The organism is Bacillus cereus group sp. N6, assembly GCF_016483705.1.
Lineage (GTDB): Bacteria > Bacillota > Bacilli > Bacillales > Bacillaceae_G > Bacillus_A > Bacillus_A wiedmannii.
Map to the genome: position 1 here is coordinate 1 of NZ_JAEHBI010000058.1, position 16,211 is coordinate 16,211.

Below are 16,211 nucleotides of genomic sequence, written 5' to 3' on the forward strand. Positions count from 1 at the left end.
CGGCGGTAGGTAGTACATCGAGAATGGCACAGGGTGCAGTAGAGGGAGGGAATCCATCCCGAATAGCACAGCAAGGTGTATCGGCAGTAGGTAGCACATCAAGAATAGCGCAAGGTGCGGTAGTTGGTAGTGTAGCAGGAGCAGCTACATCACGCATAATGTCGGGAAGAAATAATGCAGCAACAAGGGCAGCAACAAGAATGAATTCAGCAGGTCAGTCACAGGGGAATTCATCTCGAATGATGCCAAATAAAAGAGAAAATACAGCAACAAGAGTTACATCTCAAATAGCAGCAATGAACGGTGAAAAAGGTCTACCAAATACTAATAATTCAAGAATGGTACCGATGGGAAGAAATAATGCAGCAACAAGAGCAGCATCACGTGCAAACACAACGGGAGCAAGACCAGCGGTTACACAGCAAGCATCAAGACCAACAGGAAGAACGGTGGCAGCATCACGTGCAAACACAACAGGAGCAAGACCAGCGGTTACACAGCAAACATCAAGACCAACAGGAAGAAATAATGCAGAAACAAGAGCAGCATCACGTATAAGTACAACGGGAGCAAGACCAACAGTTACACAGCAAGCATCAAGACCAACAGGAAGAAATAATGTAGCAACAAGAGCAGCATCACGTATAAGTACAACGGGAGAAAAACCAGCAATAACACAAGTATCAAGATCAGCAGGAAAGATAGTAAATACACCACGTATGAACGATGTAAGAGTGCAAAAGCCAACGGTTGTAAATAGAACAATAGCAGCTCAACCACAACAGATAAATACTGTAGGCGGAATGAAGGTTAATAATCAAAAGAAAAATCAAGCAACAGATTTAGTAACATCTCGCCCATCTATTTTGTCAAGAAATGAAAAAAATAATATGAATTCTGTATCGCCAACGAACAATTCTACAAAAAAAAGGGGAGATAAAAAATAATGAAGGAGGCATTAGCAAAATTAAATCCTGTCGGGAGTATTCTTAAAAAGTTACTCCCATTTCTTTTGATAGGAATTCCAATCACCTTACTTTTAACAGTCGGTAGTTTTGTACCATTCCAAAATAAAGGGGGAATGGATATTACGCTTCCACAAGGAGGAATAGGAACAGCAAGTGTAGACCCTGATGTACTTAAATGGGAACCGATGGTTAGAAAATACGCACAAGAATTTGGTGTTGAAGGGTATGTTCCACTCATGTTAGCACTTATTCAACAAGAAAGCGGAGGAAAATTATTAGACGTTATGCAATCAGCCGAGGGGGCTTTTAACACGAAGTACCCAAAAGTCCAGAATGGAATAAGCGATCCAGATTATAGTATTTGGTGTGGTGTTCAGGAATTTAAACATTCTATTCAAATTGCAGGGGTTCAGAGCCCTAGTGATATCAATAGAATTAAACTAGCTTTACAAACTTATAATTTCGGTCCTGGATTTTTAAATTATATAAATAAAAATGGTGGAGAATATACACTAGAACTTGCAAAAAGTTTCGCTCTAATGATGGCAAATGGACGTACTAATTGTGGCTTCAGAACCCCCTTTTGTTATGGCGATTACACCTATGTTGAGAAGGTTTTAAAGCATTACCAAGCAGGAGGTGGTGCACCTGTTGGTGGTGATGAATTTTTCCAAAAGGTAATGACTGAAGCTTTAAAATATAAAGGTTATAAATATGTATTTGGCGGAGCAAGTCCAAATACAAGTTTTGATTGCAGTGGATTAACTCAATGGACATTTCGAACGGCAGGTGTGCAATTAGATCGAACCGCACAAATGCAATGGAATCAAACAAAACGTGTTTCAGCAGCAGAAGCAAAGCCCGGAGATTTAGTCTTTTTCCACGGGACGTATAATTCAGGAACATACATTACACATGTAGGCATCTATCAGGGGAATATGAGAATGTATCATGCTGGTGATCCACTTGACTATGCGGATTTAAATTTACCGTATTGGCAGCAACATATAGCAGGGTTTGGGAGATTATAATAAAAGGGGGTTGTTTCTTGAAAAAGGATGTTGCAGTTATAACTGTATTAATAATAATTGTAATGGGATTATCAATTTTTAGTTTTTTCTCTTATAAAAAGCAGAGCGAATATGTAGAAAAAAACAAAAAGATGGTTAACGAAAATCGAGAAATAAAGAAAGAAAACAGCATGTTAAAAGCAAAAGTGAAGGCAACAGGGGATAAAAGAGAGGAAAAAGTAAAGTTTGATACAGAAGAATTTTTACAAGCATTTTTTACTTATGATACATCAAAGGCAGAGCGTGGATGGACTAAAATAAAACCATTTGTTACAGAGAATGCAAGAAAAATGGTTTCGCCAGCGGGAGAAAATCCTGATAATGTATCCAAGACAGAAACTGATAAAACCATTATTTCTAAGTTAGATAAAGCTCAAATTTATTACACACCTGTAGATGATATGAAATCAAATGTATTTGCAAGGGTTTGGTATGACATGACTGTAAATGGTATTACCAGCAAAACACAAATTTTATTAGATTTACAGTTGATTTATGATAGTAATAAAGATAGATGGATAATAGACGATATCAAAATACAGCAAGAACTGAATGATAAAGGCTATACGAGGTAATGAAAAATATAATTCAAATGCAAAATTCATATAATAAAGGAGAGAATTATAATGAATTAATAAGTAAAGGAGACTAAAAAGTGATAAGTATTAGCATTTGGCTAATCATCGGTATTGTGACAGTCGTATTATTTAAGAAATATAAATTTCAGCAAGAGAAGCTCGAAAAGGGAAAATATGACGAATACGGTTTAAGGTTATTACTTTTAAGTGCTGTTGTAATATATATCACAAAACAATGGTTAGATGATGTATTGATTGCACAATTAATACTAATTCCTATATTTATCATTGTGATCCCAATATTTACGGTGTATATGATTAAACAAATGGTATATGATTACGAGAATGGAAAGTATTCATTCTACAAAAAAAAGTAAAATTGTGATAAAATGGAATTAAGATAATTTACCCTATTAAAAAAATGCTTACCAAGAGGTAAGCGTTTTTTTTGTAACTTATTTAAAAACGGACTTTCAGATTTTGTTTTAAGAGGTTTTAAGTGCATTTATAGTGTTGTAGCATTCGAAATCAAAAACATTCAACATTGGGTGTCCTGTAAGCTTTAACGGAAAAAAGGAAGATTCAGCAGAGTTATTACTATTGAATATTAATATTCAACTATTTTATATCAAGAAAACAGAACATAATATGAATTATGTTCTGTTATATGATAAAAATCACTTGAAAAACAGAACATAATGCAGTAAAATTAAATCAAGAAAACAGAACATAATACGGTAAAAGATGAAGACTAATAATCAAGTAATTAGATAAACCAATCATTTTATTTTTAAAATAATTTTTCTGACTATTCAAAAATAAACAAGATACTGGAGGTAGTTATGCAACCGTTAATAACAGTTCCAAAGATTGATTGGATTCCAACAGAATTTTATCTGATATTTCCCATTTGTATTTTAATATTAGTTTTTGTTTTCAAGATTTATAGACAGTATTCAGCCAATCAAAAGGAAAAGTAAGAATTGAGGATAAGAAAATTTAAAAATGAATCATACCAAGGCGTTATGTAGTAAAACTCAAAAGTATTTTTTAGGAGGAATAAATAAAATGCTTAAATACTCACCTGAAATAAAGATGTATGCTGGATATGTTTGTGTAGATTGTGGAGAAGAAAAAAATATGTATCCACCGAACAAAGAACCTGATAGCTGTGAAAATTGCAGTGATACAAATTTTAATTTTACAGGTGTGTTTTTTTGGGAATCTTTTAAATTTGAAAAAGATGGAGAAGAACCGTATTGGATAGGCGAAGCTTGGATGAATACAGCAGGTATACCCATTTGTAACTTTTGTCAGAATAGAGATTTCACCCCTGATTATGATGTTCTGGAAGAATGGTTAGTTTATATCCCAAATGGAGAACCGTTTACATTTTATTGTGTTTGTGAATTTTGCCAAGGAAAGCACGGTTTCCAAAAAGTGAGCAGAGAAAATTTAGATAAAGAAGTAAAGGGATTACTTAGACAAACCGAGGAAATAGCGGAACAACACAATGATATGTTAAATGCACAAATTGAAAGTGATCGTTTGAATTATGGCGAAGAATATGTACTTAAGCATCACTTTGGATATACAGATGAAGATATAAAACAAGAAAATAATTAAAAGTGAGGGAATAGCTATATGAAAAATAATTCTAAGGAATCAATTTTAGATCATTGGAAATTTAATTTAAGTGTATCTCTTTCACCTAGTGCAGGAATAGTTTTGTTTGTACACGATTTATATAAAGAATATAAAAGATTTTACGTTAATAATAACCACTTCGGAAGTACAGATTTCTCTTCTTGTAATTTACATTACTCAGGAGATGGCTATAGGGCATTTCTTTGGATAGAATCTTATATAGAGTTGATACGAGAAGATGAGTATATGCCAAGATTCGTTGATATTGTGTGTTGGGATAATTATAAAGAAGAATTAAAAGATATGTTTGGCTGGTGTTATAGTGTTGCTGAAGATAGTTATTTACTGAAAGCATTAGGAAAAGAATCCATTAGACAAGATAATGCAAAATACATTATTGAAGCATTAGACAAGATGAAAATAGTGTTGCAATCCAAAGGTATTTTATTTAGACAAATTAAATTTACAGATATGAAAGTGCAGGTGTAAAAATCTTATAATGAAAAAAAATTATAGTATGTACAAAAATCTTATCTGTGCATTAAAAGAATTAAGGATGGATGTATTTTCTTCTGAATTACTAAAATCTGCTTTTAAGTTAACTGTATTTGTATTACCATTTGTAGCTCTTATGTATTGCTTGGTATATATTATTATGGGCTTTAGTAATTTAACTCAAGTTATAAAATTCACATCAACACTTGGGATAATAACATTAGGTGTATTTGTTTCTATCCTTCTATTTTTATCAGCATTTGGTTTTTGTTCTCGTTTAATTTTATTGTTAACTCATTCAAGACAGGTCAATCAACATGTAAAAGTTCATGAAGATAAACCAGTTGTTTATCGAGAGAAACAGCAAAGTTAAACTAAAAAAGAAGGTGTTTTTAATGAATGAGAAACAAACAAAAAATCCCTCAATGTTTACGATGAGGAATTTCGGGAAGTTTTTTGTAATTGCCTTTTGGATATGTCTTCTTTTAGCAATGAATATATCTACAGATTTTAGAGAGTATATTCATGACCTTGTTTATTTATTAATGCATGACCATTTCAATTAAAAACAATAGTATCAAGCGAATTTATGTGAAAGTTAACGGTGATTTTATGGAACAGTACATTCAGTGGTTAAAACAACAAGATAAAAGTGAAAACACTATAAAAAAATATACAGGTGATTTAAAAGACTTTTCTATTTGGTTTGAAGAGACAACAGGAAAATCTATAAAAGAGAATCCTAGTATTGTAAGTACGTTGGAAATTCAAGATTGGAAATCATTCTTGATAAATAATGCAAAAACAAAGGGCGGAAATAGGCTGAAAATTAGTACAGTAAATAGTAAAATTGAAGCTATCCGCTCGTTTTTTTTCTTTTTAGAAGATATTAAACTGATTTCAAACAATCCAGCATCAAAAATAAAGCAAATAAAGGTACAAAATAAACCAGAGCCTAAGTGGTTAGATCGTATCGAAAAGAACCGATTATTGAATTTTATAGAAGATGAAAAAAGCCTTCACAAAAACGAATGGAGGTATTATAGAAATTTAGCAATTGTAAATGTAATGCTATTGGCTGGATTAAGAAGAAGCGAAGTGGTTGCGCTTAAATTAGATGACATTGAAAAAGGATACATTTTTGTTCGTAATGGAAAAGGCGGAAAAGCAAGAAGTATCCCTTTAATTACTGATTTACAAGCTTTAATATCTAAATGGATAGCTGTCAGAAATGAAAAAAATGATGTAGAAACAGACTATCTTTTCACATCACAAAAAGGCGGGAAGTTAAGCATTTCAGGAATCAATAATTTATTTGAAACAATTAGAAAAAACACAGGATTAAATGAATTAACACCTCATACGCTTAGACACACATTTTGTCATGATTTATTAGAGCGTGGTGCTACTTTAACACAAGTAGCAGATTTAGCTGGACATGATGATTTGGATACAACAAGACTATATGTGACATCAAGTAATCGAGAGCTAAAAAGCACCATAGAGCTATTACAAACGGGAAAATATAATTTGTGAAGTGAAGGGAGCTAATTCGATGAGTGTTTCAACGAAGGCTGTTGAATTGGAATGGGTAGGAAGCGAAAAATCTAAAGGATTTCATATTATTGGTAAAGATTATAATAACCATAATGAACTTTTTAGACTGAAAAGGTATACTATTTGGTTTTCCAACCAAATTGAAATCCATGAAAGAAGGACTACAACAAGTCGTGATAATGATGATTACGATAAAGTAACACTTTTACCATATTCAAGTGTTGAATATATCACCCTAGAGTTACATACGATTAGCTATTTGGAGAAGATAAGAAAAACTTTTACTCTTCGTTTTTGTAATAAAGAGCGTGAAGTTTTCTCTTTAAAGGATTCAATAATTGATGCAGATTTTACAAGCGAAGTACAAAAAGAATTCTTTAGAATACAACTAAATTCACAAAATGAATTAGAGAAAAAGAAGAAAGAACTTGAAGTGATTACAAGTTAAATAACTTTTTCAAAATGAGATCATAACAATATAACATAGTAAATAACCTTGCTTAATTAGTAAGGTTATTTTATTGAGAAATATTTTTTCGGTTAAATATTTTGAATATTGAATGTATTACAGCGTTATTTTTGTTATTATGTTAGTAATTTACAGAAAAAGGAGAAGGGGTATATGAATGTACAAGTGATTACAAAAGAGCATGTAAAGTCACTTCTTGATGAGTGGTATCGTGAAATGCGCATGCAAAATGTTGAAAGAACAAAAGAACTAGAAAAAGAACTTGAAGTTAAAATTAAAAATATAGAAGATCAAAATTTAATACTGTACTATTCACTTTTAAGATACAGATATACAGAGATTGATAAGACAATTTCTGTAGATATGAATGAGATTCAATCTTTTGATATTCCTAAAGACAGCTTAATGGAGTATTATTATTACTTTTTTAGAGCTTCTCATGAAACTTCACTTGGAAATTATAAAAAAGCTAAAGGACTTTATGAGAAAGCTGAAATCCTTTTAAAATATGCTCCTGATGAATTAGAAGGGGCAGAATTTTATTCTAAGTATTCACTATTTTGTTATTATATTCATCAACCCCTTTCGGTTATTGAATGTGCACCTAAAGCAAAGGATATATTCTCTAAACACTTTGGACACGAATTTAAAATAGCTAGTTGTTATAATGTATTAGGACTTGTTTGTTTACAAATAAAACAATTTGAACATGCTGAAATGCATTTTACATCCGCAATGAATATCCTACAAAAACGAAATATGAAAAATGAAGAAAGTTTCATTTTAAGGATTCGGCATAATTTAGGGCTTATGTATGCGGAACAAAATCTTTCTAAATTGGCAATTCGTTATTTATCTGAAGTATCAAAAGGAATTCCAAATCATTTTAGAGCAATTTTCCTAGAAGCTAGAGAATACTCTAAATTAGGTGAAACAAGGATTGCATCAGATTTAATTGAAAAAGGGATGAATGTTTGTAAGCAATTAGATCAAGAAGAATATCAACATCACTTTATAATCTTAAAAGCAATAAATCAAAAAGTAACAGCCGAAGAATTAGAAAAGATTATTGTAGAACGTTTTAGCTTTTTCGAGGAAGAAGGTTTGTGGGAATATGTTCTAGAATATTCAAATACACTAGCTGTTCAATTTTATGAGAGTGGTAATAGTGTAAAAGCTGGTGAATATTTTTACCTAGCTCATAAAGAAAGAGAAGAAGCATTTAAGAAAGGAGCTTTGAAATGAAAAGACTATTGTTCGGAACTGTTGCACTCACAATAATTTTATTGGGTGGATTAAACAATTCGTCACTTGAAACACAAGGCGCTCAAAAGGTTACTAATTCTTCTTCAAAGGATATCATACAATATTCACATGGTGATGCTTGGTAAATGAAATAGAAAAAAGAATTCTTTTAAAAGAATTCTTTTTTTATTTGGCGTTCAATCCATATTTAAGTATTCATATTCAAAAGATGAAACCGATCAATTCCCCCAACCCCCTTTTCTAAAGGGGGCTCCCTCGCCGGTAGGCAGCCCAAAAGGTGTGAACCTTTTGGGGCAACAAGAGGGTTTTGGGATATGTACCATATCAACTCCTTAAATTCCTTTCACTTCGTTTCAGTCAGACATTTACCGTTGACATGCACTATATGTAGTCCACCTCTTTTTATAAGTGGTCACCGCTGTTTTTTTAAGCATTTTGATTCAACGGAAATAGGAGAAAAATTTATTATAATGACGGTAGCTAATAGTTAAAAATAATGAAAAATTAATCGGAATAATTGTCTGAAAAATACAAAATAGACTTGTAAGGATGTTAGATTTATGAGATAATAGACTTGTAAGGATAACTAATAGCGAAAGGGGAAATGAAATGATGGAAAAAATTATTGAAAGAGCAACTGAAACAGCAAAAAAAATTAGAAAGGAGTTAAAAAAAGCATTTCCAGAAGTTAAGTTTTCAGTACGATCAAGTAGTTATAGTGGGGGTTCTTCAGTAGATGTTAATTGGCAAGATGGACCGATGCAAGAAGAGGTTGAAAGAGTGACCGAAAAGTTTAATTCTTGCTCTTTTGACAGCATGCAAGATATGAAAGTAACAACTGGTTATGAATATAAAGGGAAGATATATAATGGTGCTGATTATATATTTGCAAATCGCTCATTATCATCAGAATATAAACAAACAATTCAGGAGCATGCAAAAGAAATGTTTGAGGATTTAAATATAAATGACTGGACATATCAAAGGAAAATGATACAGGCTGAAGAAGATATGAAAGGTTTAAATAAGGCTCCTTTAATTGAAATACAAGAGGAACTGGAAGAGATAAAACCACTTGCGGAAGTAATTGATTTTAATGAAAAGAAAGCGGAAAAAGAATTTGATAAGTTTACACCGGAACAAAAATTCAAATTAATAGCATTAAAAACAATTTGTAAAATGTCCTATGAACACTTAGAAGGTGTGTTAGAAAGAGGTTTATCTATAGATGATATTTTTAAAGGAGTTGCAAATAGATGCTTTAAAAATGAAAAAGCCATCCGCCGATAAAACGAATGACTAGAAGGGAATCTGATCCATTCCCTTCTCCTATTATAACATAATTAAAGGAGAGATATAAATGAAAATCAATACACCAGAATGGCTTACATTAAGTAGGGAAATAAAAATAAAGCTTATCAAATTAGCAATTTTAGAAAATAAATTTAAATTTTAAAAGTAAATGGGTACTTGTTCCCTGTTCTTATTTAATAAACCAAAGGAGTAGTTACAATGAATGAAATTGAAAAATACATGACACCAGCAGAAGCAGCCTATAAATGGGGAATTACAAGGGATACTTTAAAGAATAAGTATAGTCCCTCTATGCTGAATTCAAAGCAAGCAGATGATCTACAAATAATGATTGAACGAGGGTTAATTAAATTTTTTCTACCTCCGCATGGAAAGCGTAAAGAATGGATTATTACAAGAGAAGCAATGGTTAAATGGTTCGGAGAGCCGAAAAATTAATTTATTTAATTACAAGTATAGATTGTTGTAATTGGTTTTAAATAATTATAACAAAAGGTGGCGAGGTGCATATGCAATCATTTGAAAAACACATAAAAGAGAAAAGGCGAAAAGAAAAGATTGAAAAAATTTTTAATCACTGTATAAATGGTGATAGCTACTTTCAGTGTTCTTCTTATGCATGGAGACATATTGCATTCAAAAATTATAATAAAATTAAACGAAAAGAAATCAATATAGAGCACCTTATAATATTGATGAAAAAAGAGGGAATATGCTTTACACAGCATCAATCTTTAGTGAAATACCCCATAATCGACTTTTTAAAATATATTGCAAAAATCTGTAAGGAAACTATAGAAATTTGAAATTTATCATATTAATTAAAAGTTAAACTCACTCACAAAAGGGTGAGTTTTTTCTTTTTTATAATTAATTTTATGGGACAAATTTCAAAAAGCACGTCATTTTCATATTATGTTAAAGACTTAATAATCGTGTTAAGTCAAAAGCCTAATTTCGAGGTGATAACATGAGTAGATACAGTTATTTGTACGATACGCCTTATTTGTATTCCTCAAATCATTTAAGAGGTCTTTATCAACAAACCCGTTCAACTACAGATTTAGAAGCTATTCAAAATCACATGATACGTCATGAAGTTTATAACCAAGGTATGTATAAAGGCTATTATTGGCTAAGTAGGGAGTTAGCAGCAGACCTTGGAGAAGACCAGCACCTATTAAAATGGCGAGATATGTTTACGGACTATGATCTATACGTAAATCCTGTAGGCGAGATGAAAATTCAAAGAAAGGAGTTTTAATACATGACCATTTTTGGTGAACTTGCTGTTGTGTATGGAGTAACGGGAGCTGTAGGAATAGCTATTAAGTTATTAGAGAAAAAGGGATTTCATGTTCCAAGATGGTTACTCGTTGCAAGCCTCAAATGCTTGGTTATTGGCTCGGTGTGGTATGTGCTAATTGATATACTAGATATATTTCTACCCTAGAATTTTATCTGGAAGTTGAAGCCTATTGATATACTACCGATTTACAAGCTATTAATCGTCTACTAATTGGCTTTAACTACCTCTAAGGAGGTACAGGAGATTGTTTGAACTTCTTACAATTCCAACGGTTTTATTAGCGAGCGCATTATTTAGTAAAAAATTCAAAATGAGTGACAAGAAAAAAATTTCAAGGTTCTTCGAAATAGCAAATATTTGTGTAAAACATAAAGATAATAGTCTAGAATATCCAAGATTTATAAAACAAGAAGTTAGTGAAAATAGTACGGTGTATTTGTATAAGCTACCTATCGGGATACCTAGCCAACTTATAAAAAAACTGGATGAAGTTATTGCAGAGGGGATAAATAAGCCTATTAAAGTTACGTATGAATCTCCTTGGTTACGTATTCAAGCATTTGAACAAGATATACCGAAGAATTGGGATTGGAATGAAATGAATTTGAAGCCCCGTTCTTGGAGCGTTTTGATTGGTAAAACCTTAGATGAAAGTATGTATCATGATTTTGATAAAGTCCCTCATATGACCATTGCAGGAATGACACGATATGGAAAAACGGTTTTAATAAAAAATCTTGTGACAAATTTGATTCTACAGCAAACCCAAAATGTTCATTTTTTTATAATTGATTTAAAAGCAGGATTAGAATTTGGAAGGTATCGAAATTTAGAGCAGGTGAAGCAAGTCGCAGAGAATCCAGCAGAAGCACTTGAAATGCTATTTTCTATACATGAAATGATGTTAAAACAAGTAGAGCTCATGAAACAATCTTATCTTACAAATATAGTTGATACATCAATAAGAGATCGTTTTTTTATAATTGTAGATGAAGGGGCAAATTTAGCACCGTCGCAAGGAATGCCAAAAAAACAAAAGGATATGCTTTATATGTGTCAGAATCTATTGAGTGAAATTGCTCGTGTTGGTGGGGCTTTAGGGTTTAGATTAGTGTTTTGTACGCAATATCCAACCAGTGACACATTACCACGTCAAATTAAGCAAAATGCAGATTGTAAGATAGGATTTCGCCTACCTACCGCAGTAGCTTCACAAGTGGCAATTGATGAAACTGGATTGGAGGAACTCCCTTCCATTGCTGGGAGAGCTTTATTTAAAACAGATCGTATTTATGAACTACAAGTGCCGTATTTAAGCGATAAGAGTATGTGGAGCTTATTGCAAAAATATGAGGTGATGAAATGTGTTAAAGCAAAGACATCAAAAGTTGAAACAGAAAGCAAGGCACATCGAAATTTTATCGAGTTTGAATAAACTTGAATTTGCAACAAGGCGACAGCTACAGGCAATTCACAGCTTAGGAAGTATACGAAATGCTAATCGAATATTAAAGGATATAAGGAAGTATGTACACGTTTCAACATATAATCGAGAATTTGTGTATTATTTAAATAAGAAAGGCTTGGCTTTATTAGGGTTAGATGCAAAAGAACGAAAGAAAAAGCATCATTTGGAACACGTTTTACTAAGGAACGAAGCTTGGATGTGGCTTGATTTTCCGAATTGGCGGGTAGAACAATCATTAAAATTTAGCTATCAAGGTGAAGAAAAACAAATTATTCCCGATGCTTTCTATGCTAAAAATAAGATTCCTTATTTTATAGAAATAGATCGCTTGCAAAATATGAGGGTAAACGAAGACAAAGTATATTATTACAGTTTAATAACTAAAATCTACAAAGAGCAGCAAAATATAACCCCTATTATAATATTTTTTACAATATCTGATTATAGAGAAGAAAAATTACAGAGCTATGCTATTAAGCATGATATACACTTACAAACGTATTTAATTAAAGATGTCCTATAGGTGCATTTATTTAGTATTTGCAACTGATTTACACGAAAACATGATTTTTGGCAACTAAATCATAAAAAGACTACATTTAAGAGTAGCCTTTTTAAGCCCAAAAATCGTTGTGATGAATGTTTTTACCTGTTAGTTTACGCAAAGCGGTAAGAACCTTATTAGCCGTTTTCATACTGGGTGATACGCTACTTAAATTAGCAAGTCGGCTAATTGTAGATTCTCGGAGACCGCTAGTTTTAGCAATATCTCTTTGTTTTAAATCATGCTTATCTATAAACCTTCCTAATTTTGAACGTGGTTTTTGATACCAAGGCATTTAATCCACCTCACTAGTTTTTATTAATACTTTGTCCAAAACTTCTATTTCTCAAACTTTGAGAAAAGGAATATTTATAAAAATTAAGCATATAATTTAATAAATGCTAAAAAAATGTGTAATAATTTCGTGGAATATAGCATTCATAGTAATAGCTACAAGATGCGATACGCTGAAATATAATTGCCTCTTGTTGCAACGGATATGACAACAAAATAAAAAACCCTTTAACCGTTGATGTTAAAGGGTTTTTTATTGTTTTCATTTTAGTAACTTCACTACATAAACAAAAGAAAAATATGTACGGTGCATGTCAACGGTAAATGTTTGACTGAAACGAAGTGGAAGGAATTTAAGGAGTTGATATGGTACATATCCCAAAACCCTCTTGTTGTCCCAAAAGGTTCACACCTTTTGGGATGCCTACCGGCGAGGGAGCCCCCTTTAGAAAAGGGGGTTGGGGGAATTGATTAACGCTTTTTAAATGTTCATGAACACGTTTAAAGGACTGTCTTTGTTAACGAAGAATATGTTTAATTAGTATTTAGAATGTGTAAAGGAGCTGAACGCATTCATGAACGACTATGGTTATTTTTCGAAACAAGTATGTGAAGATTTAAATTTAACGGCTTCTACATTGCGCCGTTGGTCCATTGCATTTGAGAGCAAAGGTTATGAGTTTGAAAAGAATGAAAAAGGTCAACGGATATATTTTGAAAGAGATTATCGGATACTTAGGGAATATAAAAGGCTTTTAGATCAAGGAATATCTGCGGAACAATGTTTAGAGGATATTGCAAAGAGATTTATTAAGATTGATGCAGCACAGACACCTAGCGTCCACGGTGAGCGCAATGCGTCCATGGAAAAAAGTACGTCTATTGATCGTTCATGGTTGCATGAATTACAAGTAACATTGGAGCAACAAGCAGCAACAATAGGTGAACAAAATCAACATATTATCAAGCAGCAAGATGAAATGTTAAATCGCATGATATCGTTAGAAATGGAAAATGCAAATTTAAAAGAAAATATAACAGCTCAAACTGAATTAATCAAAGAAATTAAAGAGGAACAAAAAAAGAAAGAAAAAAAGAAGTTATTTGGATTATTTTAAAGAAAAACCCCCTTATTAAAAGGGGGTTAATCGTCGTCCTCGTCATCATCAAATAGATTATTAGCAACGAATTTTGCGCCAAATGAATTCTTGAAGTTAGTTGTTTCATTTACATCTTGTTTTTCCTCAATTGGTGCAGCTTGTTGTTCGCTTGTAGTCACGTTTAAAGGTTGAGAAGGATTTAATATTAATTGGTATAATAATTGACCTATAAGTTGCTTAACCATTGGCTGATTAAATTGACTTTCTTGTTCAGAATTCAATTTTTCAGGTAATGGAACAGTGATTTCTTTCTCTGTTGTACTTATATGGGCATTCACCGCTTGTAACAAAATAGGAATTATGGTTTTGTTAAAGTCTCGACCTAATGTTTCTTTTAATTGGTTAATTCCTTCTAAATCTCTGTCGCTCAATGTATTTGGAAGTCTTAAACTTAATACATCACCAGGATTAAATGCTTTTTTACTCATGTTAATCACTCATTAGTTACTTTTACTTTTTCTGTCGGCATTTCAATTCCTTTAGCAGCGCACCAAGTAGATAGAATTTTAAAGTAAGCTCGTGAGATCATCCAAATGCTTTCATCAGCATTATCAATGTAACGAAGGGCAAATTTATGTTTTTCTTCATTAATAGCATTTAAGTAATCCTTTAAAATTAAAGCACCTCCACCAATTTGATAAGAAGTTCTAATTGAAGGTACTTTATCCCATACTCTTGATAAGTGTTTATACTCAGCTACAGCTAACTTATGAAGTATTGGTTTTACAATATTTTCAATGGATGTGCGGTTTGATTTCACATAAATGTGATTTTTTTCTTCCTTGTCTGTTAAAATATCAACTAATTCTTTGCGACTTTTAAAAGTGTATTTATACTCACTTTCAACCTGTTCAATGATTTTATCAAGATATGGGGATACCCCTTCCAGAATTCCTTTTGAGTTGGTGTTATCTATTGAACCATCACCCATGATAATAGCAGTATCAGTTGATAACCCACCGATATCATTAATCATAATATCTTTTCCTTGCAGTTCTACATTTCGTTCAGATCCATCTTGATTCATCATTAAGTCTACGTATGCAGAGAATCCTTCAGGATTTACTAGCACTTCGTTAAATGTGATATTGACAGTGATACCTTCCAGTTTAGGAGTTTGTAAGAATTTCACTTCATGAGTACTGTTTTTCAATTTCTTTCTAAAATCTTTTTTATGTTTGATTTCACTAAGTGGTAAACCTGTAGAAAGATATACAGATACATCTACAATGTTTTCGGTTGATTGAATATTTAATGCAGCATCGTAAGCAACAGCAGTAAGTAAGAGGATGACAGATTGATCATTGTTATATTTGTCAGATTCGTGTGTTAGCTCATTATTGTCTTCAAATTTAGTTGCAAGTTCTCCAACAACATATTTACCGCCTTTAGTTTGTAAGGCAGATGAAGTGATTTCAACATGTAACCCGTTTAAAATCTTTTTTTCATACTCTACAATAGTACGTTCTTCAACCTCAGCAATGATGTTAGGGATATATACTTTATTCTCAGGGGTTAATCCGTTGAAGAACCCTTTTAATGCGTCATTACCAATATCAATAGAATCAAAACGAATATTCATTATTAAATTCCTCCTTGTTTTTACCATTATTTTCTTTCGTTAAATCAATTGTATACAAAAAGTAAACATCAGTCAACAGAAAGTATACAAAAAGTAAACAAAATAACCCCTTATAAACACGGGGATTTGAGTGAGAATAATATTGAATTAATGACTAGACGAATTTTTTTCTAGGGTGTATTATTAGAAATAACTTGATGACAAGTACATAAAATTAGAGATTAAAAGATAAATATAAAAATTAAATATAAATCGTGAAAACAAAAAAAGAAGAAGCGTGTTGGAAGCACGCTTCTTCTAGAAAATATATCAAGCTAGCCAACCTAGCTTGGAAATGCAAGTTTGTGTTGTTGGAAGCAACACAAACAAGTTAACTAGTTATTAGTATGAAGTTATAATAACAGTTTTATTAGATACTTTCAAGTATGTAGATGTATATTTTGTCATGCATTTACTGACATTTTTTTTAAGTATCTAGTTAATTTCAATT

General features: G+C 32.0%; 21 protein-coding genes. 18 read left to right on the forward strand and 3 right to left on the reverse strand.

The window, feature by feature from the left end:
* The 17 genes from JDS99_RS26520 to JDS99_RS26600 form a co-directional block, all read left to right on the forward strand.
* Positions 1-947, forward strand: a 947-nt coding sequence (locus tag JDS99_RS26520; RefSeq protein WP_199696022.1) for a hypothetical protein, incomplete at its 5' end; no start/stop codon positions are given.
* On the forward strand, positions 947-1,999 hold the full coding sequence (locus tag JDS99_RS26525; RefSeq protein WP_199696023.1) for a bifunctional lytic transglycosylase/C40 family peptidase: 1,053 nt from the start codon (positions 947-949) through the stop codon (positions 1,997-1,999). The genes JDS99_RS26520 and JDS99_RS26525, both read left to right, overlap by 1 nt.
* A 17-nt stretch (positions 2,000-2,016) precedes the next feature.
* Positions 2,017-2,613: a hypothetical protein gene (locus JDS99_RS26530; RefSeq protein ID WP_199696024.1), complete on the forward strand. Its 597-nt coding sequence runs from the start codon at positions 2,017-2,019 to the stop codon at positions 2,611-2,613.
* Between the two features lie 80 nt (positions 2,614-2,693).
* Positions 2,694-2,993: a hypothetical protein gene (locus tag JDS99_RS26535; protein WP_098814846.1), complete on the forward strand. Its 300-nt coding sequence runs from the start codon at positions 2,694-2,696 to the stop codon at positions 2,991-2,993.
* 628 nt (positions 2,994-3,621) lie between these two features.
* Positions 3,622-4,242, forward strand: coding sequence for a hypothetical protein (locus tag JDS99_RS26540; protein WP_157255596.1), 621 nt, complete (start codon positions 3,622-3,624; stop codon positions 4,240-4,242).
* Positions 4,243-4,260: 18 nt separating this feature from the next.
* Positions 4,261-4,752 (forward strand): hypothetical protein, encoded by a 492-nt coding sequence (locus JDS99_RS26545; protein ID WP_000794840.1) that lies wholly within the window; start codon positions 4,261-4,263, stop codon positions 4,750-4,752.
* A gap of 67 nt (positions 4,753-4,819) precedes the next feature.
* Positions 4,820-5,131, forward strand: a complete 312-nt coding sequence (locus JDS99_RS26550; protein ID WP_142318616.1) for a hypothetical protein — start codon at positions 4,820-4,822, stop codon at positions 5,129-5,131.
* Positions 5,132-5,370: 239 nt separating this feature from the next.
* Positions 5,371-6,294 carry a tyrosine-type recombinase/integrase gene (locus tag JDS99_RS26555; protein WP_242475760.1) on the forward strand — a complete coding sequence of 308 codons (924 nt, stop codon included), beginning with the start codon at positions 5,371-5,373 and terminating at the stop codon, positions 6,292-6,294.
* A gap of 19 nt (positions 6,295-6,313) precedes the next feature.
* Positions 6,314-6,763, forward strand: coding sequence for a hypothetical protein (locus JDS99_RS26560; protein ID WP_000116922.1), 450 nt, complete (start codon positions 6,314-6,316; stop codon positions 6,761-6,763).
* Between the two features lie 174 nt (positions 6,764-6,937).
* Entirely contained in the window at positions 6,938-8,029 is a 1,092-nt protein-coding gene (locus JDS99_RS26565) for a response regulator aspartate phosphatase (RefSeq protein WP_001102788.1), read from the forward strand.
* 633 nt (positions 8,030-8,662) lie between these two features.
* On the forward strand, positions 8,663-9,340 hold the full coding sequence (locus JDS99_RS26570) for an LPD29 domain-containing protein (protein WP_199696026.1): 678 nt from the start codon (positions 8,663-8,665) through the stop codon (positions 9,338-9,340).
* Positions 9,341-9,562: 222 nt separating this feature from the next.
* Positions 9,563-9,802: a helix-turn-helix domain-containing protein gene (locus tag JDS99_RS26575; protein WP_001002327.1), complete on the forward strand. Its 240-nt coding sequence runs from the start codon at positions 9,563-9,565 to the stop codon at positions 9,800-9,802.
* A gap of 71 nt (positions 9,803-9,873) precedes the next feature.
* Positions 9,874-10,170: a hypothetical protein gene (locus JDS99_RS26580; protein WP_001190432.1), complete on the forward strand. Its 297-nt coding sequence runs from the start codon at positions 9,874-9,876 to the stop codon at positions 10,168-10,170.
* A gap of 164 nt (positions 10,171-10,334) precedes the next feature.
* Entirely contained in the window at positions 10,335-10,628 is a 294-nt protein-coding gene (locus tag JDS99_RS26585) for a hypothetical protein (protein WP_000092753.1), read from the forward strand.
* Between the two features lie 3 nt (positions 10,629-10,631).
* Positions 10,632-10,817: a hypothetical protein gene (locus JDS99_RS26590; RefSeq protein ID WP_000151775.1), complete on the forward strand. Its 186-nt coding sequence runs from the start codon at positions 10,632-10,634 to the stop codon at positions 10,815-10,817.
* Between the two features lie 100 nt (positions 10,818-10,917).
* A complete protein-coding gene (locus tag JDS99_RS26595; protein WP_000462443.1) occupies positions 10,918-12,108 on the forward strand; it encodes an FtsK/SpoIIIE domain-containing protein in 1,191 nt (396 codons plus the stop codon).
* Positions 12,038-12,664, forward strand: coding sequence for a replication-relaxation family protein (locus JDS99_RS26600; protein WP_000917791.1), 627 nt, complete (start codon positions 12,038-12,040; stop codon positions 12,662-12,664). Before JDS99_RS26595 ends, JDS99_RS26600 begins: the two co-directional genes overlap by 71 nt.
* 91 nt (positions 12,665-12,755) lie before the next feature.
* Here JDS99_RS26600 and JDS99_RS26605 read toward each other — a convergent pair whose 3' ends face one another.
* A complete protein-coding gene (locus JDS99_RS26605; RefSeq protein ID WP_001145963.1) occupies positions 12,756-12,980 on the reverse strand; it encodes a helix-turn-helix domain-containing protein in 225 nt (74 codons plus the stop codon).
* Between the two features lie 574 nt (positions 12,981-13,554).
* Between JDS99_RS26605 and JDS99_RS26610 the strand changes: the two genes are divergently transcribed.
* On the forward strand, positions 13,555-14,097 hold the full coding sequence (locus tag JDS99_RS26610; RefSeq protein WP_199696027.1) for a MerR family transcriptional regulator: 543 nt from the start codon (positions 13,555-13,557) through the stop codon (positions 14,095-14,097).
* A 26-nt stretch (positions 14,098-14,123) separates the two neighbouring features.
* On the opposite strand, the gene JDS99_RS26615 is transcribed toward JDS99_RS26610, so the two are convergent.
* Positions 14,124-14,567 (reverse strand): hypothetical protein, encoded by a 444-nt coding sequence (locus JDS99_RS26615; protein WP_199696028.1) that lies wholly within the window; start codon positions 14,565-14,567, stop codon positions 14,124-14,126.
* Positions 14,568-14,572: 5 nt separating this feature from the next.
* Positions 14,573-15,721, reverse strand: coding sequence for a ParM/StbA family protein (locus JDS99_RS26620; protein WP_199696029.1), 1,149 nt, complete (start codon positions 15,719-15,721; stop codon positions 14,573-14,575).
* Between the last annotated feature and the right edge of the window lie 490 nt (positions 15,722-16,211).